Consider the following 17,420-nt stretch of genomic DNA (forward strand, 5'->3'; position numbering starts at 1 on the left):
AGTACTCACGGGCGGCGGAGGCGCACGATCCAGGAGCGGGACTGGGCGGGGTCGATCACATCGTCGAGTTCGAAGATCGTGGCCGCGTTCAGTGCCTTGCCCTGCTGGTACGCCGCATCGACCAGCTGAGAGAACGCCGCATTGCGCTGGGCCGGATCGTCGATCGCGTCGAGTTCCTTCCGGAATCCGAGTCGGACGGCACCTTCCAAACCCATAGCCCCGATTTCGCCGGTCGGCCAGGCGACCGTGAACTGTGAGGCGTGGAACGATCCGCCCGCCATGGCCATCGCTCCGAGGCCGTAGCCCTTGCGCAGGATGATCGTGCCGTAAGGCACGGTCATTCGCGCGCCCGCGATGAACAGTGCGCCGAACCGGCGTACGGTTGCGTCCTTCTCCGAATCCGGTCCGACCATGAATCCCGGTGTGTCGCAGAGAGAGACCACCGGAAGACCGAACGACTCGCACAGTCGCAGGAAGTCGGCCATCTTGTCTGCCGCGACGGCATCGATGGCGCCGCCCAGGTGATGACTGCTGTTGGCGACCACTCCGTACGGGTGCCCTTCGACCCGCATCAGTGCCGTCAGGATGCCGACCCCGTAGTCGGGTCGCAGTTCGAGTACCGAGTCGACGTCCGCGATCGCGTCGACGGCAGTGCGAACGTCATACGCGCGTAACCGGTTCTCGGGAACGACGTGCCGGGCAATCCGCTCGTCCGGGGCAGACCACTGTGCAAGCGGTCCCTGGAAATACGACAGATACCGTTTGGCCAGCTCCACCGCGTGAGCTTCGTCCCGGGCAAGGAGGTCGATCACCCCGTTGCGTCGTTGCACCTCGACGGGTCCGATGTCCTCCGGCCGGTACACACCCAGCCCGCCGCCCTCCACCATGGCTGGTCCACCCATGCCGATATTTGCGTCGGGTGTGGCGATGAGGACGTCGCAGACCCCGGCCAGCGCGGCATTACCTGCGAAGCACCGGCCCGACACTATCGAGATCAACGGCACCTTCCCGTTCAGGGCCGCGAGCGACCGGAACGTGTCGAGGTCGAGTCCGGCCGCGGTACCGGCGTCGGTATCGCCTGGCCGGCCACCGCCGCCCTCGGCGAACAGAACCAACGGAATCTGTTTACGCGCAGCCAATCCGATCACCCGGTCGGTCTTCGCATGGTTGCGCATCCCCTGCGTACCGGCGAGGACGGTGTAGTCGTACGACAGCACCACCGCCTCCGACGCAGCCGCGCTGAACACGTCGCCGTTGATGGTCGCGAGTCCCGCGACCAGGCCGTCTGCCGGTGTGTTGTCGATCAGGTCCTGTTCGGAGCGACGGCTGCGCTGAGCCGCGAGGACGAGGGGACCGTATTCGACGAAACTGCCGGGGTCGACGAGGTCCTCGATGTTCGCCCGGGCGCTGCGGCGACCGAGCTTCGCCCGCTTGGCCATGGCTGCGGGACGGGCGGCGTCGAGGGTTACCTCGTGCCGGCGCCGGATCTCGGCCAGATCCTCGCGTGCACCGTCCAGCTCGACGGCAATGTCTGCCATCTGGGCTGAATCGGCGCCGGTGCGGCGGATGACGACAAGTGGATCCCCGGTAGCCACAGTCTGTCCCGGAGCGATCAGCAGTCGTTCCACTATCGCGGCCGCGGGACTGGCGATCGCGTGTTGCATCTTCATCGCTTCGAGTACCACCAACGCGGCGCCCGAGTCGACGTTACGGCCTTCGTCGACCACTTCGACGATGGTTCCGGCCATCTCCGCCCGCAACACTTCTTCGCCGGCCCGCAACTCGACGGCGGTGGACGGAACGTGCGGACCCTGCTGGGCCTGCGCGTCCTCGACCAGCCTGCTCATTCGCTCGCCGAGATAATCGGTGCCGACGACCCCGCTGCCGAAATCCGGATCGGTGAGGATGGCACGCAGGAACGCGATGTTGGTGGGGACGCCTTCGATCTCGAACTCGGCGAGCGCCGCCTCCGCTTTCCGAACGGCGGCAGAGAACGCGGGTCCGCGGGAGAGGACGATCACCTTGGCGAGGAGGGAGTCGTAACGCGGGCTCGGGGAGAGTCCCGGCCGCCCATAGGTATCGACCCGAACACCGGGTCCGGTCGGTGGGGAGAACACGGTGAGGGTGCCGGCGGCGGGAACGGCCTGCCCGTCGGAACGCATCGTCTCCATGTTGATCCTCGCCTGCACGGCGATACCCCGGGACGCGGCAGGCTCACCGGAGGTGTCGAGCCCGATGGCGGTAATTCCGTGGGGGAGGAGCAACGACTCGAAATCGGTGCCGGCGGCGATCGCTAGCTGCGTCGCTACGAGGTCGACACCGGTCACTTCTTCGGTCACGGTGTGTTCCACCTGGATTCGCGGGTTCACTTCCAGGAAGTAGAACCCGTCGGCAGAGACGAGGAACTCGACGGTGGCAAGTCCTCGGTACCCCACACTGGCGCACAAGCGGGCGGCCGCCTCGTGTAGCTCGGTGCGCAACGTCGGGTCGAGGCCCTGTGCCGGTGCGATCTCTATCAACTTCTGATGTCGACGCTGGACGCTGCAGTCACGATCGCCGAGTGCCAGCGCGCGCCCGCCCTCGGACGACGGCGCCGCCACCACCTGAACCTCGATGTGCCGCGCGCCCGTCAGCAGCGCTTCCGCGAATACGGCGGGGTTGCCGAAACCGAGCTGGGCTTCGGACGCACAGAGCCGGTAGGCGTCGTCGACGTGGTCGGCGCTGTGCACGGCGCGTATTCCGCGGCCACCGCCACCGGCAAGTGCCTTGATCATGATGCCCTGGGGCCGGCTCGCGAAGAAGGCGCGGACGCCGTCGAGATCGGTGGCGCCGTTGGTTGCCGGCAACACCGGCACCTTCGCCGCGACGGCTGCATCCCGGGCCGCCGACTTGTTCCCGAAGACGTCGAGCAGGTCGGGGCTCGGGCCCACGAAGTTCACGCCGACCTGTGCGCACTTGCGGGCGAATTCTGCGTTCTCGCTGAGAAACCCGTACCCCGGATGTATCACGGTGGCACCGAATTTCTCCGCAACTGCGAGAAGTGCGGCGTGGTCGAGGTAGGCGGCCGGGCCCGATCCGCTCAGCGCCGCCGCATCGGTCGCGGCCCGCACGTGAGGGCAATCCGCATCGTCCTCTGCGTAGACGGCCACCGTCTCGATCGACATCTCGGCGGCGGAGCGGATGATGCGCAGCGCGATCTCGCCACGGTTGGCGACGAGCAGTGTCACTTGTACTCCTCGGCAAGGGTGAACAGGTCGGCCTTACGGACCTTTCCTGTCGCCGTCATGGGCAGAGTGTCGAGGACTTCGACGGTGGGCACCTTGTAGCCGGCCATGTTCTGGGCTGCCCACTCTCGAAGTTCGTCACCCGACACGTCCTGATCAGCCAGTAGTTGGACGAAAGCGAAAGGAACCTGACCTCTCGCCGAGTCGGGTTTGGGCACCACGGCAGCGCACTGAATGGCGGGGTGCAGCAGGAGCAGTGCCTCTACCTCCGAGGGAAACACGCTCATACCGTTGGTCTTGATCATTTCCTTGTTGCGGGCCAGATAGTGCAGAGCACCTCTGTCGTCGAGTTTGCCGATGTCACCGGTCCACAGCCATCCGCCGCGCAGCGCCTCAGCCGTGGCCTCGGGTTTTCCGTAGTAACCGGTCAGCAGGGATGGGCTGCGCACGATGATCTCACCAGCTTCGCCCATCGGAACCGGTACGCCTGCCTCATCGACGACGAGTATGTCCGTGCCGGGTACCGGGAGCCCGCAGAACACCGGTTCACTGAGAAGGTCGAAGTCGCCGGTGTGGAAGCCGAGGGTGATGGTGTCGGCGGTGTGGGTTTCGGTCATCCCATAGCTGGCTTCTCGCAACACGTGTCCGGTGGCGTCGCGCCAACGGGCACGAATCGCCGGATCGAGTTTCAGCACGAACGACACCGCCATGGCGTTGTGGAGTGTCGACAGATCGCGGTCGGCGAATCCGGGAAGACCCATCAGTTCCACGTAATTGTCGACCGTCCCGACCATCGAGGTCACTCGGCATCGTTCGATCAGCGTCACCGCGGCTTCCGGATCCCAACGGGTGAGGAGGACGACGGTGCCGCCGTTGAGCAGCGGGTACAGAATTCCGAAATCTTCTCCCGCAATCCAGAAGATGGGAAGGAAACCTAGAACGACCGGTGGTGTCTCACCGACTCGTCGTCCGCCTGCGACGGTCGCGGTAGCCGCGGTGTAGACCATGTGCCACTGAGTGTGCTCACAGCCCTTGGGCATTCCGGTGGTACCCCCGGTGTAGTTCAACACCGCGAGGGCGTCGGGGTCGGTCGCAACCGGTTCCGCGCGGGGCGACGCCATGATCTCGGCCCAGTCGGTGGTCGCGGGGTCGGCGACAGGGAAGGGGGGAGGGACGCTCGGTACGGGCGGCAACAGGTCGGACAGTGATGTCACCGCAACGTGGCGCAAGGGAGTGTCGCGCCGAACCGACTCGACCATGGGCGCGAAAGTGTTTTGGGTCAGCAGGATCTCGACCCCGGCATCGTTGAGTTCGTAGCTCAGTTCGTGTTCGCGGAAGAGTGGGTTGATCGGCACATGGACTCCACCGATTTTGAGTATGCCGAGCATTGCGATGTGAAACTGCGGGCAGTTCGCGAGGTGCACGCCGACGCGGTCACCGGCTGTGGCCCCTTGTTCGAGCAGCCAACCAGCGAACCGATCGGACAGGTCGTCGAACTCCGCGTACGTGATTCGGCGTCCGTAGAAATCGATTGCGACGGTGTCCGGACGCCGTGTCGCCCAATGGCGTAGGTAGCCGACGACCGTTCGATCCTCGATCGGATAATCGACGGCTTTCGGTACCTGCGGTGGCCAGGCGGCATCCTGGATTGCGCGAAGGTCGGCGAGGGCTGCTTCCAGCACCGCATGGTCACTCGAAGGTGGAGGTGGCATACCGAACTCCCGATTCTGTGCGGATATTTCCGGCTCAGATGAAGCCGATGAGTCTTTCGGAGATGGCGGTCACGTCGGAGGTGTAGCGACGCCGCTCCCGGGGCGTGGCGTCGACGAGCCGGGCGGCACCGGCAAGTTGGGCGTCGGCCAGTGTCTGCGCGATCCGTGCCGGTGACGCGCACGGGACTACGTCGCAGGTCTCGTTGATCCGCTCGATGAAGCGGGTGTACCGACGAATCAGCCGTGTCTGCACGGCAGACCATGTTCGGCCGACCTCCGGATCGAGACGCGCGCGGTGCTCGATCAGCTCGAGGACACGTCCGTTGGCGTACACCGCCTCGACGAAGGCTTTGGTTGTGGTGTGCAGGACTTCACGTAAATCCTCGCTGGCGGGACCTTCCACGTGCTGGGATTCGAGGAACTCCTCACACACCTCGTCCGCCACCGCATGGAACATTTCGTCCCTCGACGAGAAGTACGCGTAGAACGTCGCCCGTGAGACGTCGGCGCGACCGGTGATCACCTCGACGGTGGTGCGGTCGTAGCCGAGTTCAGCGAAGCACGCGCCCGCTGCGCGGATGAGCTCCCGCCGCCGCGGTCCGTCGTTGTTCTTCCGCGCAGTGCGTGCCCGCTCCTGTGCCTGGCTTGTGGTCACGATCACAGTATTGATTGATGTTGACGTCAATGTCAATATCGCACGCCGCAATCAGCGAAACTACCGGGAGGGTTTGGGTCAGAGGGGTTGGAGGAGGAAAATCCGGAACTCGCGTCCGCCCGACCGCGCGTGTTCCATGAGGTAGCCGGGCCAGTACTCGGTGACGAACGCCCACAGCTGCTCGCGTTCCTCGCCCGTCACCATCCGGACGCTCATCCGGCGCTCGTGCGACCCCGCCCTTACGCGGGCTTGCTGGGCGTCCCGTAGATTCGCCGACCACATCGGATGCTCGGGCCGTCCCCAGTTCGAACCGGTGACGATGTACCCGTCGCCGTGCGGGATGCACAGAAGCGCGGTGGTCCGAGGGGTGCCGCTCTTGCGTCCCGGAACCGTGACCTGCACGGACTGCAATCCAGCGATGCCAATGAGGCTCACCCGGTTGCCCGTCCACGCGCGCAGATGCGATTCGAGCCAGATGATGACCGGCGCCAGCCGCATGACCCACTCCTGTGTCCCGAGCCAACGGGCGAGCGCGACCAGAGGATTGCGGCGCCGAGGGGGCTGCGCGGAGGACGAGGAACCGGCATTCATGTCCGTCATCATCCCCCAGCGGCAGGGTGCGCGCGCCGCCGCCGATGAGTTTTCTGCTGCTCTCGGGTCTACCTTTCAGATTCGACGGAAGAACCATGGCGCCCATGCCTTGACCTCGACAAAGGTTGAGGTTGCAAGATCATGTCAGCAAGGTCAGTCAGCATCTCACCGAAGGAGAACGAACATGTCGAGCACCGAAACCACGGCCACCGCGACGAGCGCCGCCACGAAGTTCAATCCGCTCACCCTCGAACTGAGCCGTCCCGCCGCCGTGCTCTGGACCGCCGTGATCGCACTCGTCCCCAACCTGGTGCTGTGGTTGCTCGCACTTCCCGCAGGTGCGTCGTTCGAGATGACGGATGCGGGGAAGACCACCAGTGCGGCACCCGGCGGCGTTATCGTCATGACGGTCGTTCCCCTTCTCATCGGAATGACACTCGCCGCGCTCATCTCCGTTAAATTGCCGGCCATCATCCGTCCCGCAGAGGTGATCGGGGTCGTTCTCGCGCTCGCGACGATCATCCTGACCATCCAGGCCGATTTCGACGCTGCCAGCACCATCTCACTCTCACTGATGCACGTCGTGGTCGCGGCCGCGATCGTCGTGGGGTTGGAAGCGATGCGTCGGCGGATCGTGCGCACCGCCAACGTCTAGGCCGGTGATACTCGGCCCGACCTCGGTCGATCAGGCGCCGCCGGGTTCCGGCGGCGCCTAGTCGAAGAGTGTGGGTGCGTCTCCCGCCGATTCGCCGTCGGCGGCCGTCCCGGTCCGTTCACCGTCACCGGCCTTCACCTCGCCGGCCGGGCTGGTTGCCTTGTGCACCACCGACAGCGCCGTCGTCCTGACCGACAGTCGGTGTCCGTCGGGATGCTGCAGTGACGCGAGGCCCTTGCTGATTTCCACCACCAGCCACGGTCCTGCGTGACCGGATGCCTGCACCAGATCACCCACCTGTATCTGTACGGCTACCACCGCTTCCTCCCAAGGTCTACTGCACCGACCGTGTCAGCGTAGCGATATCGGCGGGCGCAGGCCGGATGACGGATCGGGGGCCCGACCGCGCCCCGCCGGATATACCGTGGTGTATGCGCCTCTCCCGTCGGCAGTTGCTGCGAGTAGGTATGGCCGGCTCGGCTGCGGTGCTGGTGGGCACGTCAGCGGTGAGCAGCGAGCGGTTGCCTGCGCCGCGGTGGCGAGGCGATGACCCCTTCGGACTCGGCGTGGCCTCCGGAGATCCGACAGAGGACGGTGTCGTCTTGTGGACACGCTTGGCACCGGATCCCCTTGCCCCGGGTGGTCGCGGCGGCATGGGTTGGGATCCGGTGACCGTCGAATACGAGGTCGCGCACGACGAGAACTTTCGACACCCGGTGACGCGCGGTACGGCTGTTGCGACGCGTGAACTCGCCCATAGCGTGCATCCGGAGATCCACGGCCTGGAGCCCTCCCGCTGGTACTTCTACCGATTCCGTGCCGGCTCGGCGATCTCCCCGGTGGGCCGGACCCGCACGGCCCCGGCTTCGGGACAGCCCACGGCGCGGATGCGGTTCGCGTTCGCCTCGTGTCAGTCGTGGAGTTCCGGCTTCTACACCGCATACGAGCACCTGAGCGACGAAGACCTCGATGTGGTGGTCCACCTGGGCGACTACATCTACGAACGCGGGTGGAGGCGCGGCCGCGAGGGCATGTCGATGGGCGTCGACCGCGATGAAGCCGTCGATCTGCCCGGCTACCGGCTGCGCTACGCACAGTACAAAGCCGAGCAGCCACTGCGCGACGCACATGCTGCGTTCCCCTGGATCGTGACCATGGACGATCACGAGGTCGACAACAACTGGGCCGCGGAGGCGCCTGGACTGGGCATCGACATCTATCGAATCTCCGCACTGTTCCGTCGGCGCCGGGCCGCCGCCTTCCAGGCGTTCTACGAGCACCAGCCGCTGCGGCTCGCTCAGCGACCCTCCGGGCCGGGAATGCGCCTACACCGCCGCTACCGCTTCGGCGATCTCGCGCACATCACCATGCTCGATACCCGGCAATACCGGGACCGGCAGGCGTGCGGGGGTAACGTGACGGCGAATTGCACCGACCGGCTCGACACCGACCGCACAATACTGGGTGCGCAGCAACGGGACTGGCTGCTCGACGGATTCACCGGGTCACCGGCGCGTTGGCAGATCATCGGCAATCAGGTGGCGATGGGTGAGACCGACAACGACCCAGGCTCGGACGCGGTGCTCTCCTCCGACTCCTGGGACGGTTACGTCGCCGATCGCAACGCCGTTCTCGGCGGCGCAGCGGATCGCGGCGTACGCAATCTGGTAGTGATCACCGGCGATCGTCACCAGAACATCGTCGCGGACCTGCGCCGGGACTATGCCGACCCGGAATCACCTGTCGTCGCGTCGGAATTCTCGGGCACGTCGATCACCTCGGGTGGCGACGGCGCCGACATGAATGACACGGGGCGCCGCCTGCTGGCGGCCAATCCCGACATGAAATTCTTCAACGCTCAGCGGGGATATGTGCGAGTCGAGCTGGACCATCAGTTATGGCGCAACGACTTCCGCGTCGTTCCCTACATCCGTCGTCCGGGCGCGCCTGTCCATACCCGCGCGAGCTTCGTGGTCCAGGACCAGATACCCAATGTCGCCGAGGCGTGACGCCGTATCTCGGCGCTCGACTGGCGGAGGCTCGTGTGGTTCACCGCGCCGACATCGGCGCGGTCAGGTCACCGCAGGGTTGAAGGAGCCGAACGCGAGGTCGGCCGACGGCCATTGACCGGTGGCTTTCACCTCGGCGAAGGCCAGGTCGAAGGCGTCCACGAGCCAACTGGACTCGGCGGTGACGATGAGTTGGTCGGGGGACTCGGCCGAGTCGCTCTCCTTGAAGAGAGTAACCCGCCAGAGGGCGGCCGCATCTGGTTGATCAGCGAGGACGCCCTCGGCGTTGACGGCGAGGAGATAGTGCTGGTACTCGAAATCGATGCGAATGGCGTAGCCGCAACCGATGTTGACGATGCTGGCGGGACGATGGGTGGCCGCAGCGAGCATCATGAGCTCATCTGCGTAGCGATTGGTGAAAGCATGGGCGAGGGGCACGGGCGTCTCGTCTCTGTGAAAGATCGTGAAGCGACTGCCCCACGACCGGCCACACAAGTCTGCGCTCTGCTACACAGCTGGTGTCTCGGCTTGAAGCTCCTAACAATACGGTATCGATGCGGCCGACGTGCACCCGTCGGGCTTGCCTTTGCGGTGATGGCCAACCTTTCAGAAGCAAGTGTCGCTCGGTCGAGGTATGTGACCTGCAGTTCGTTCGGCCGTGTGCCGTTCGCGGCGTTGATGCGATTTCTTTTGGTTCTCGATGCGTCGAATGACGGCCCTCACTCGGAGCGGCTGGTCGAGGGTAGATATGGGTTGGGTCCCAGCTCGATGGTCGTGGTGGTGGGCGGAAGGCCGACCGCTTCCCACCCGGCGGTCAGGGTGAGGGCACCCGAATCCTGGCAGGTCCCCACCCAGTAGTGCGGCAGCGTCCGATACTCGGTCGGAGGACGCGCGCGGATCGATCTGGTCACCGGGTGGTAGGGATCTGCTTCCCCTTCGATGTCGCCGACAGTGACGAACACGGACAGATAGGACCAGTGTCCGGAGTAGTCCTCGGGGTCGGTCAGCGAGCGCGTCTCGTGGTGGGCAAGTTCGGCGCATCTCCCCGTGGCCGTCAGGACGAGGCGCAATTGCATCCCACTCTGATAGGCGGTGATGTCGTTCAATTGCAGCGTCAGGCCTTGATGGGCGGCCAGGACTGTCGGACCGTGCACCTGGGTCCCGCCGGTGGCGGGTGGTGGCTGCGCCGGCCACCGGTGTCTGCGCATAGAACCGATAGTGCCATCGCCGCCGCACCCGGGCCACTGTCTCTTCTGTCGACCTGAGCGAAGGCATCGAAACGTGAGAAGCCGCCGGCACCTGTCGGTGTCAGCGGCTTCGCATTCGCGTCGGGCACGCTACGCACTGTAGGTCTGACCCGGCGGAAGGTGACGGTGCCCGCCAGTGCGCCTCTCGGCAAGTGGTCGCTCGCAGCGACATATTTAATGTGGTACCCGGGGCATTGGGTCGGACACCGTCGACACTCTCAACGAGGGCGGTAGCCCGGATATTCCCGGGGGAGTGCCCTATTTTCCGCGTTCGACGATTTGCTCCGCGACGGCGTGGAGGCGGGTGTTCGTCTCCTGTGAGAGGTGCGTGAGCATCTCGAAGGCGCGGATGGCGTCGACGTCGAATCGTTCCATGATCATGCCCTTGGCCTGGCCGATGATGTCCCGGGAGACCAGCGCGGACTGCAATTGTTCCTTGGTGCGCGCGGCCATCAGGGCCAACGCGGCGTGGGCCGCGAGAACCTCGGCCATCGACTCTTCCTGGAGACCGAAGGCGTGGGGTTCGAAGGCGAAGAGATTGAGCGCACCCATCTTGCCCTCGGATGTGTACAGCTGGAAGGAGATGGAACTGTAGATGCCCACGTCGACGGCGGCGGCGGCGAATCTCGGCCATCGATCGTCGGAGCGGAAGTCGTCACAGCGGACCACCAGGTTCGCCACAGCCGCCGCGACACAGGGGCCCTCGCCGAGTTCCTCTTGAACGTGGTCCAGCTTGGGCAGGAGGTCCGAGGTCGGGGCAACCGACTCGAACTTCTTCCCGCCCCCGGAGACCATCAAGATGCCCGCACACGCTTCCGTCGGCATCAAGTCGACAGCGGCGGCAGTCACGGTGGACAGACTGTCTTCGATCGAGCGCGGCGTGGAGAAACTGCGTGCGAGGTCAGCCATGGTGCGGACGATGTCGCCGCTCCCCGAACCGTTCATCACAGCCTCCTCTGTCCGTCGACGCCGTCACGAGACAGCCGTGCAACCGTCTCCCTTCGTCCACCCTAGGCGGCCGTGCGCTCCGACGTCGGGGCACCGGGGATTGCTGCCGGTGTCTGTGGTCAGTTCGGGCCCAGCGGTCGTGCGAACAGCACCCGCACCGCGGTCCGTCCGACGGTGAGCAACCCGTGAAGTGGGGACAACGCAGAGGACGCGATCGACCACACGGTTGTGGTCCCGGACGGTGGGAGCGGTGTGCCGGCGAATCGGTCCGTCAGCCACTCGAGCATGGCGGGCGCGGAGATCACCATCAGTGACAGGTGCTCACTCAATCGGTCCCGCACATAGGTGACGTGGGCGCCGCCCTCGACATACCGCTCGACCTGCCCGTCGACGTCCTCGATGTGGATGATCTGGTCGTGGACCGGGTGCACCACCAGTAAAGGGCACTCGGGAATGCGTCCGCCGAGCCGGATGTCGTCGAACACCTCCAGGACCTCGGGTGTGGCCAGGATATCGGCGAGGGGGATGTCGGTGTAGTCGTCGAAGTCGTCACGGGCGAAACGTGCAACAGCTTCCACCGTCGACATCGTTTCGATCTTGTCGAGTCGCCGAATTCCTTCGTCGTCGGCATGGTCGCGGATCACTCGCCCGAGACCGGGATAGAGGTGGCGCAGTCCGGCGACGACGAGCGCGGGGAGGCCGGCGTGGAGGGTGCCGTTGAGCCGGATGTAGGTTTCGCCCGGGTCGCCGACCGGGGCGCCGAGGGCTGCGCCGACGATGTCGATTTCGGGTGCGTATTCGGGGGCCATTTCGGCTACCCAGGACGAGGCCATGCCGCCGCCGGAATATCCCCACACGCCGACTCTGGTCGCGGCGTCGAGTCCGAGGGGCGGGAAACTGAGCGCCGCACGGATCCCGTCGAGGACCCGGTAACCGGGTTCGCGGGGTGCGCCGAAGTAGCCACCCATGCCCTCATGGTCGGCCAGCGTCACGGCCCAGCCCCGCTCGAGCGCATTGGCGATGATCAGCATCTCGAGGGGCGGGAGGCTGCCGGGCGAGAACGCACCCCGCTGCAGTGCGTACGACGGGAAGCACTTGTCGGCGATGGCGTCGATCGCGCACTGGTAAGCCAGTAGCGGCCGCTCCTCGTCCGGGTCGGCGCAGAACGGCAGCAGCACGGTGGTGACCGCCACCTCGGGAGCCTGGTGCAGGTCACAGCTGCGGTACAGCAGCTGCCAGGCCGACACTTTCTGTGGGATGACGCCGAGGAGAGCCAGTTCGACTTCGCGGCTGCGGAGCACGGCACCCGGCGCCGCGGCGGCGAAACCGGCGGGTGGGACGTAGAAGGGGTCGTCCCCCGGCAAGACCGGCCGGCTTCGCCCGACCGGTTCCGGAAGAATCGGTCCCGACAGCGGCCCCTCGGTAATTTCGGCGTTCACACTCATTGTGCGACCTTTCCAGGACAGAACCCCGCGGAGACGGAAGCTCGGTCGGTTATGCGGTACGACGAGTGACAGACTCTCACAGCGCCGACGGGCGTCTGCACGCGGTGACCCCGGTCACTGGGCGCGGGCGTCCCGTACGTCCTGGGTCGCACCTTCCTCGAACCGACTTCTCATCCCGAATCGGCGACGATGTCCGTCTCCGAGGCCGGAGTCAGCTGTCCTTGGGAGCGAGCCGGGCTGCGAGGAGTCCTTTTCCGAGTTCGCCACCCTTGAGGCTCACGGCCTTTGCTCGCTGGAAGAAGTCGATGAGCTCGGTGTCTCCGGCGCGTTCGGCGTCCCGGATGTAGCCGTCCAGACGCAGAGCGTTACTCAGCGACGCTTCGACGAACCAGATCAAGTTGTAATCCTTGTCTTTCGTTCCCGTCACCGCACCGGTTTCCTGATCGCTCATCTGTAACTCCTCCTCGATCGCCAGGCCCCCTGTCCTCCCAATACGTACCTCACCCCGGCTGCCGGCTACGGCGGAACGGGAGAAGAAGCTCGTGGGTGTGGCCGAACATTCGCAGCGCCGTCACACGTCCGTGACATGCTGGTGTGGTGGCGAAGCAGAGTGCGGGGGTGCTCCCATACCGCATCCGGGACGGTGTGCTCGAAGTGTTGATCTGCCATCCGGGTGGTCCGTTGTGGGCTCGGCGGGACGCAGGAGCGTGGTCGATCGTGAAGGGGGAGTATGCCGTCGACGAAGACCCGTGGGCTGCGGCGCAGCGGGAATTTCGAGAGGAAGTCGGTCTCGATCCGCCGCAGGGTGCGGTAGTTCCTCTTGCTCCGGTCCGGCAACGGGCGGGGAAGGTGGTCAGCGCATTTGCTGTGCGCGGCGACCTCGACCTCACCGACGCGGTGAGCAACGAATTCGAGATGGAGTGGCCGCCTCGATCGGGCCGGCTGACGTCGTTCCCCGAGATCGACCGGGTCGAGTGGTGTTCCGTCGCAGTGGCGCGGATCAGACTGATCGCCGCACAGGTGGCATTCCTGGACGAGTTGGAAAGCGCTGTGGAAGGCGCCGGGCCGTAGCAGACTGCACCTCGCTGCGGAATAGATGCGGACGGCCGGTGTTGTGGAGGGGGAGAGACGACACGGGGTGTACTCGCGCCCCGATGAAGGGAACGGACAATGTCGAACGTCACCGAGACCGCCGTCCTGGCCGGAGGCTGCTTCTGGGGTGTGCAGGAACTCGTGCGTAAGCAGCCGGGTGTGATCTCCACACGCGTGGGATACACCGGCGGCGACGTACCGAACGCGACGTACCGCAACCACGGCTCGCACGCGGAAGCGATCGAGATCGTGTTCGATCCGTCGAAGACGTCCTACCGCGACCTTCTCGAGTTCTTCTTCCAGATCCACGACCCGTCGACGAAGAACCGGCAGGGTAACGACATCGGAGCAAGCTACCGCTCGGCCATCTTTTATACGAGCGACGAGCAGCGACGCGTCGCCGAGGACACGATCGCCGACGTGGATGCCTCCGGACTCTGGCCCGGCAAGGTGGTCACAGAGGTGACCGCGGCAGGCGACTTCTGGGAGGCGGAGCCCGAACACCAGGACTATCTGCAGCGGTTGCCGGACGGATACACCTGCCACTTCGTGCGGCCGGGGTGGAAGCTTCCGCGTCGCGACGCCGAGGTCGGCTGAGCGCTCGGTCGGGCAGTGTGCCGTTCCGGCTTCGGGCACACTGCCGTTCCGGCTTCGGGCACACTGCACGGTGTGACCATCGGTACGCAGGAACCTGTCAGGACTCGTCTGTGGCGGCAGGGCCGGCTCGCCGCCACGGACTTTCCTCTCGCTGAGGTGTCCGACCACCTCGAGGAGGACGGTGTCCTTGTCTGGCTGGACCTCTGCGACCCCGACCACGCGCAACTGTGTGAGCTCGCCGAGGAGCTCGCGCTCGACCAGCACGCAGTCGAAGACGTCCTCGCGCATGCCGAGCGCACGAAGGCGACGCGGTACGCGCACCACACCTTCCTCACTGTCTATGCCACCCGGCTGACGGTGGACGCGCCGCCGGACAGTCTGGGGTCGCGTCTGCGTACCAGCAGGGTGTCGGTGTTCGTCCTTCCCCGCGGGATCGTCACGGTGCGGCGTGCGGACGCCGGCTCGGCGGGATTCGACATGGAGGAGGTGCTGCGGCGCTGGGACGACAATTCCGACCTGTTGCAGCACGGAACGGCCGCCCTGCTCCACGGTCTCCTCGACGTCATCGTCGACGGACAGTTCGACGCCATCCAGTCGCTCGACGACGCCATCGAGGACCTCGAAGAGGGACTGTTCGACGACCGCGCACAGACCCGCGTCATCCAGCGGCACACGTACCGGGCGCGGAAGGAACTGGTGGAACTGCGGCGCGTCGTGCTGCCGATGCGCGAAGTGGTCACCGCGGTGATGCGGCACCGTGAGGAGCACGGCAGCAGCGTTGCTCTGGACAGCTGGTATGCCGACCTCTACGACCACGTCATCCGTGCCACGGAATGGACGGAATCGTTGCGGGACATGGTGACTACCGTGTTCGAAACCAATCTGTCCCTGCAGGACGCTCGACTGAACACGGTGATGAAGAAGCTCACCGGGTGGGCGGCGATCATCGCCGTACCGACCGCGGTCACCGGCTGGTACGGGCAGAACGTTCCCTACCCTGGGTTCGGGCACAACGGCGGAGTGGTGTCGAGCGCGGTCGTGATCGTGGCCGCCGCCGCCCTGCTCTATGTGGTGTTCAAGCGCCGCGGCTGGTTGTGACCGCGGCGCGCACGGTGCTCCCGAGCTGGTCCACGGCGATCGAGTGATTGAATCACAGCACGTCGATACCACATCGTGCACCAAGACCGTGACCGCGCTGGCCGCGCTCGTGCTCGTCGATCGAGGGCTGCTCGACGTGTACGCGCCTGTCGCTCGGTACTGGCTGGAGTTTGCTGCGAGCGGCAGGGGCGACGTCGAGGTCCGGCACTGTGCTCAAGACGTGTCTGCCGCGTTCGCAGCGATGGGCTGAGCGCGGGTAACAACACGGGCGGCCGACGGGCTGCGACCTGGCCGGGCTGGCAATCCGACCAGGTCGGCCAGTCCCTTTGATCAGTCCCCCCTCGGTGCTGCGGTCCGTAGTGTTCCGGGGAGAGGTGCATATATAGCGATGCATCGATCCGCCACACTGATCGACCGAAGGAACGAGTCCCATGCCGCAGCAGGTACGAGGTGTCATCGCCCGCTCGAAGGGTGCCCCCGTTGAGATCGCGACCATCACCATTCCCGACCCCGGACCCGGAGAAGTAGTCGTCGACATCGCGGCGTGCGGGGTCTGCCACACCGACCTCACCTACCGTGAGGGTGGGATCAACGACGAGTTCCCGTTCCTTTTGGGTCACGAGGCCGCAGGCATCGTGGAAAGCGTCGGTGAGGGCGTCGATTCGGTCGAGGTCGGCGACTTCGTGGTCCTGAACTGGCGTGCTGTGTGTGGTCAGTGTCGCGCGTGTAAGCGTGGCCGTCCGCAGTACTGCTTCGACACATTCAACGCGACGCAGAAGATGACCCTCGAGGACGGCACCGAACTCACGCCCGCGCTGGGTATCGGGGCTTTCGCGGACAAGACGCTGGTGCACGCTGGTCAGTGCACCAAGGTGGACCCGTCGGCTGACCCTGCTGTCGTCGGCCTGCTCGGCTGCGGTGTGATGGCCGGTCTGGGTGCCGCGGTGAACACCGGCAACGTCAGCCGCGGCGATTCCGTCGCCGTCATCGGCTGCGGCGGCGTCGGTGATGCGGCGATCATGGGAGCCCGGCTTGCCGGTGCGTCGAAGATCATCGCGATCGATCGGGACGACAAGAAGCTCGAGTGGGCGAAGGATCTCGGTGCCACCCACACGATCAACGGTTCGAACGTGGATGCAGTGGAGGCCGTGCAGGAGCTCACCGGCGGTTTCGGTGCCGACGTGGTGATCGACGCGGTTGGCCGACCCGAGACCTGGAAGCAGGCCTTCTACGCCCGCGACCTCGCAGGCACCGTCGTCCTGGTCGGTGTGCCGACCCCGGATATGAAGCTCGAGATGCCGCTGATCGACTTCTTCTCCCGCGGTGGTTCGTTGAAGTCGTCGTGGTACGGCGACTGCCTGCCCGAGCGTGACTTCCCGATGCTCGTCGATCTGTACCAGCAGGGCCGGCTTCCCCTCGAGAAGTTCGTCAGCGAGCGCATCAAGATCGACGAGGTCGAACAGGCCTTCCACACCATGCATGCCGGTGAGGTGCTCCGTTCGGTGGTGGTCCTGTGAGCGGGAAGCTGCGGATCGAGCGGGTCGTCACCGAGGGTACTTTCGCTCTCGACGGCGGAGAGTGGAACGTCGACAACAACATCTGGCTGATCGGTGACGACACCGACGTGGTGATCGTCGACGCCGCCCATCAGGCGCAGCCGATCATCGACGCGGTCGACGGCCGGCACGTGAACGCCGTGATCTGCACGCACGGTCACAACGACCACGTCACCGTCGCTCCGGAGCTCGCGGAGCGCTTGCACGCTCCGGTGCTGTTGCACCCGGGTGACGACATCCTCTGGAAGATGACGCACCCCGACGCGAAGTACTGGCGGCTCGAGGACGAACAACGTATCGCTATCGCCGGCACCGACATTCAAGTGATCCACACTCCGGGGCACTCGCCGGGTTCGTCCTGCCTGTACCTGCCCGAGGTGGGTGCTCTGTTCTCCGGCGACACCCTGTTCTCCGGTGGCCCCGGGGCGACGGGACGGTCGTACTCCGATTTCCCGACGATTATCGGATCGATCCGCGATCGGCTGTTCGCCCTCCCTGAGGAGACGACCGTGCACACCGGGCACGGAGACGGAACGACGATCGGCACCGAGGCCCCGCACCTCGCCGAGTGGATTGCACGAGGAAACTGAG

17 protein-coding genes and 1 pseudogene are annotated in these 17,420 nt (G+C 65.6%); 8 read left to right on the plus strand and 10 right to left on the minus strand.

Going from position 1 to position 17,420, the window contains the following annotated elements; all coding sequences use genetic code 11:
* Positions 1-5 precede the first annotated feature (5 nt).
* From R4P95_RS13760 to R4P95_RS13775, 4 genes are all read right to left on the minus strand, one after another.
* A complete protein-coding gene (locus R4P95_RS13760) occupies positions 6-3,227 on the minus strand; it encodes an acetyl-CoA carboxylase family protein (protein WP_317744174.1) in 3,222 nt (1,073 codons plus the stop codon).
* Positions 3,224-4,936 (minus strand): AMP-binding protein, encoded by a 1,713-nt coding sequence (locus tag R4P95_RS13765; protein ID WP_317744173.1) that lies wholly within the window; start codon positions 4,934-4,936, stop codon positions 3,224-3,226. Before R4P95_RS13765 ends, R4P95_RS13760 begins: the two co-directional genes overlap by 4 nt.
* Before the next feature lie 34 nt (positions 4,937-4,970).
* The gene (locus tag R4P95_RS13770) at positions 4,971-5,597 is read right to left on the minus strand and encodes a TetR/AcrR family transcriptional regulator (RefSeq protein ID WP_317744172.1); all 627 of its coding nucleotides are present in this window, start codon (positions 5,595-5,597) and stop codon (positions 4,971-4,973) included.
* Between the two features lie 72 nt (positions 5,598-5,669).
* Positions 5,670-6,182 carry a nitroreductase family deazaflavin-dependent oxidoreductase gene (locus R4P95_RS13775; protein ID WP_249354336.1) on the minus strand — a complete coding sequence of 171 codons (513 nt, stop codon included), beginning with the start codon at positions 6,180-6,182 and terminating at the stop codon, positions 5,670-5,672.
* 184 nt (positions 6,183-6,366) lie between these two features.
* On the opposite strand from R4P95_RS13775, the gene R4P95_RS13780 reads away from it, so the two are divergent.
* A complete protein-coding gene (locus tag R4P95_RS13780; RefSeq protein WP_213576074.1) occupies positions 6,367-6,837 on the plus strand; it encodes a DUF6069 family protein in 471 nt (156 codons plus the stop codon).
* Between the two features lie 57 nt (positions 6,838-6,894).
* Here R4P95_RS13780 and R4P95_RS13785 read toward each other — a convergent pair whose 3' ends face one another.
* The gene (locus R4P95_RS13785; RefSeq protein WP_317744171.1) at positions 6,895-7,155 is read right to left on the minus strand and encodes a hypothetical protein; all 261 of its coding nucleotides are present in this window, start codon (positions 7,153-7,155) and stop codon (positions 6,895-6,897) included.
* Between the two features lie 113 nt (positions 7,156-7,268).
* On the opposite strand from R4P95_RS13785, the gene R4P95_RS13790 reads away from it, so the two are divergent.
* Positions 7,269-8,846 (plus strand): alkaline phosphatase D family protein, encoded by a 1,578-nt coding sequence (locus tag R4P95_RS13790; RefSeq protein WP_317744170.1) that lies wholly within the window; start codon positions 7,269-7,271, stop codon positions 8,844-8,846.
* A 63-nt stretch (positions 8,847-8,909) separates the two neighbouring features.
* Here the strand turns inward: R4P95_RS13790 and R4P95_RS13795 are convergent, their stop codons facing one another.
* The 5 genes from R4P95_RS13795 to R4P95_RS13815 form a co-directional block, all read right to left on the minus strand.
* Positions 8,910-9,284 carry a hypothetical protein gene (locus R4P95_RS13795; protein ID WP_317744169.1) on the minus strand — a complete coding sequence of 125 codons (375 nt, stop codon included), beginning with the start codon at positions 9,282-9,284 and terminating at the stop codon, positions 8,910-8,912.
* A gap of 281 nt (positions 9,285-9,565) precedes the next feature.
* Positions 9,566-10,054, minus strand: coding sequence for a hypothetical protein (locus R4P95_RS13800; protein WP_317744168.1), 489 nt, complete (start codon positions 10,052-10,054; stop codon positions 9,566-9,568).
* 297 nt (positions 10,055-10,351) lie between these two features.
* A complete protein-coding gene (locus tag R4P95_RS13805) occupies positions 10,352-11,038 on the minus strand; it encodes an ANTAR domain-containing protein (protein ID WP_213576078.1) in 687 nt (228 codons plus the stop codon).
* Between the two features lie 122 nt (positions 11,039-11,160).
* A complete protein-coding gene (locus R4P95_RS13810) occupies positions 11,161-12,486 on the minus strand; it encodes a lipase family protein (RefSeq protein ID WP_317744167.1) in 1,326 nt (441 codons plus the stop codon).
* Between the two features lie 211 nt (positions 12,487-12,697).
* Positions 12,698-12,937, minus strand: coding sequence for a hypothetical protein (locus R4P95_RS13815; protein ID WP_109335416.1), 240 nt, complete (start codon positions 12,935-12,937; stop codon positions 12,698-12,700).
* Positions 12,938-13,083: 146 nt separating this feature from the next.
* Here R4P95_RS13815 and R4P95_RS13820 point away from each other — a divergent pair, with 146 nt between their 5' ends.
* The 6 genes and pseudogenes from R4P95_RS13820 to R4P95_RS13845 all read left to right on the plus strand — a co-directional run bounded on the left by R4P95_RS13820 (position 13,084) and on the right by R4P95_RS13845 (position 17,419).
* On the plus strand, positions 13,084-13,557 hold the full coding sequence (locus R4P95_RS13820) for an NUDIX domain-containing protein (protein WP_213576080.1): 474 nt from the start codon (positions 13,084-13,086) through the stop codon (positions 13,555-13,557).
* Between the two features lie 99 nt (positions 13,558-13,656).
* Positions 13,657-14,175 carry a peptide-methionine (S)-S-oxide reductase MsrA gene (msrA, locus tag R4P95_RS13825; protein WP_213576081.1) on the plus strand — a complete coding sequence of 173 codons (519 nt, stop codon included), beginning with the start codon at positions 13,657-13,659 and terminating at the stop codon, positions 14,173-14,175.
* A gap of 72 nt (positions 14,176-14,247) precedes the next feature.
* Positions 14,248-15,273, plus strand: coding sequence for a magnesium transporter CorA family protein (locus tag R4P95_RS13830; RefSeq protein ID WP_317744166.1), 1,026 nt, complete (start codon positions 14,248-14,250; stop codon positions 15,271-15,273).
* Between the two features lie 67 nt (positions 15,274-15,340).
* Positions 15,341-15,499, plus strand: a pseudogene (locus R4P95_RS13835) (serine hydrolase domain-containing protein); the annotation flags it as partial.
* A 205-nt stretch (positions 15,500-15,704) separates the two neighbouring features.
* Positions 15,705-16,790, plus strand: coding sequence for an S-(hydroxymethyl)mycothiol dehydrogenase (locus R4P95_RS13840; protein WP_213576082.1), 1,086 nt, complete (start codon positions 15,705-15,707; stop codon positions 16,788-16,790).
* Complete coding sequence (locus R4P95_RS13845) at positions 16,787-17,419, plus strand: MBL fold metallo-hydrolase (RefSeq protein WP_213576083.1); 633 nt, start codon at positions 16,787-16,789, stop codon at positions 17,417-17,419. The genes R4P95_RS13840 and R4P95_RS13845 overlap by 4 nt, the downstream gene beginning before the upstream one ends.
* Position 17,420 lies beyond the last annotated feature (1 nt).

Origin of the sequence: Rhodococcus sp. IEGM 27, assembly GCF_033142305.1 — a bacterium.
Lineage (GTDB): Bacteria > Actinomycetota > Actinomycetes > Mycobacteriales > Mycobacteriaceae > Rhodococcus_F > Rhodococcus_F oxybenzonivorans.

Bases quoted from the DNA above. Each gene is read 5' to 3' on its own strand.
- R4P95_RS13765 (WP_317744173.1), bottom strand. From the start codon at position 4,936: ATGCCACCTCCACCTTCGAGTGACCATGCGGTGCTGGAAGCAGCCCTC.
- R4P95_RS13775 (WP_249354336.1), bottom strand. From the start codon at position 6,182: ATGAATGCCGGTTCCTCGTCCTCCGCGCAGCCCCCTCGGCGCCGCAAT.
- R4P95_RS13780 (WP_213576074.1), top strand. From the start codon at position 6,367: ATGTCGAGCACCGAAACCACGGCCACCGCGACGAGCGCCGCCACGAAG.
- R4P95_RS13790 (WP_317744170.1), top strand. From the start codon at position 7,269: ATGCGCCTCTCCCGTCGGCAGTTGCTGCGAGTAGGTATGGCCGGCTCG.
- R4P95_RS13800 (WP_317744168.1), bottom strand. From the start codon at position 10,054: ATGCGCAGACACCGGTGGCCGGCGCAGCCACCACCCGCCACCGGCGGG.
- R4P95_RS13805 (WP_213576078.1), bottom strand. From the start codon at position 11,038: ATGAACGGTTCGGGGAGCGGCGACATCGTCCGCACCATGGCTGACCTC.
- R4P95_RS13810 (WP_317744167.1), bottom strand. From the start codon at position 12,486: ATGAGTGTGAACGCCGAAATTACCGAGGGGCCGCTGTCGGGACCGATT.
- R4P95_RS13815 (WP_109335416.1), bottom strand. From the start codon at position 12,937: ATGAGCGATCAGGAAACCGGTGCGGTGACGGGAACGAAAGACAAGGAT.
- msrA (WP_213576081.1), top strand. From the start codon at position 13,657: ATGTCGAACGTCACCGAGACCGCCGTCCTGGCCGGAGGCTGCTTCTGG.
- R4P95_RS13840 (WP_213576082.1), top strand. From the start codon at position 15,705: ATGCCGCAGCAGGTACGAGGTGTCATCGCCCGCTCGAAGGGTGCCCCC.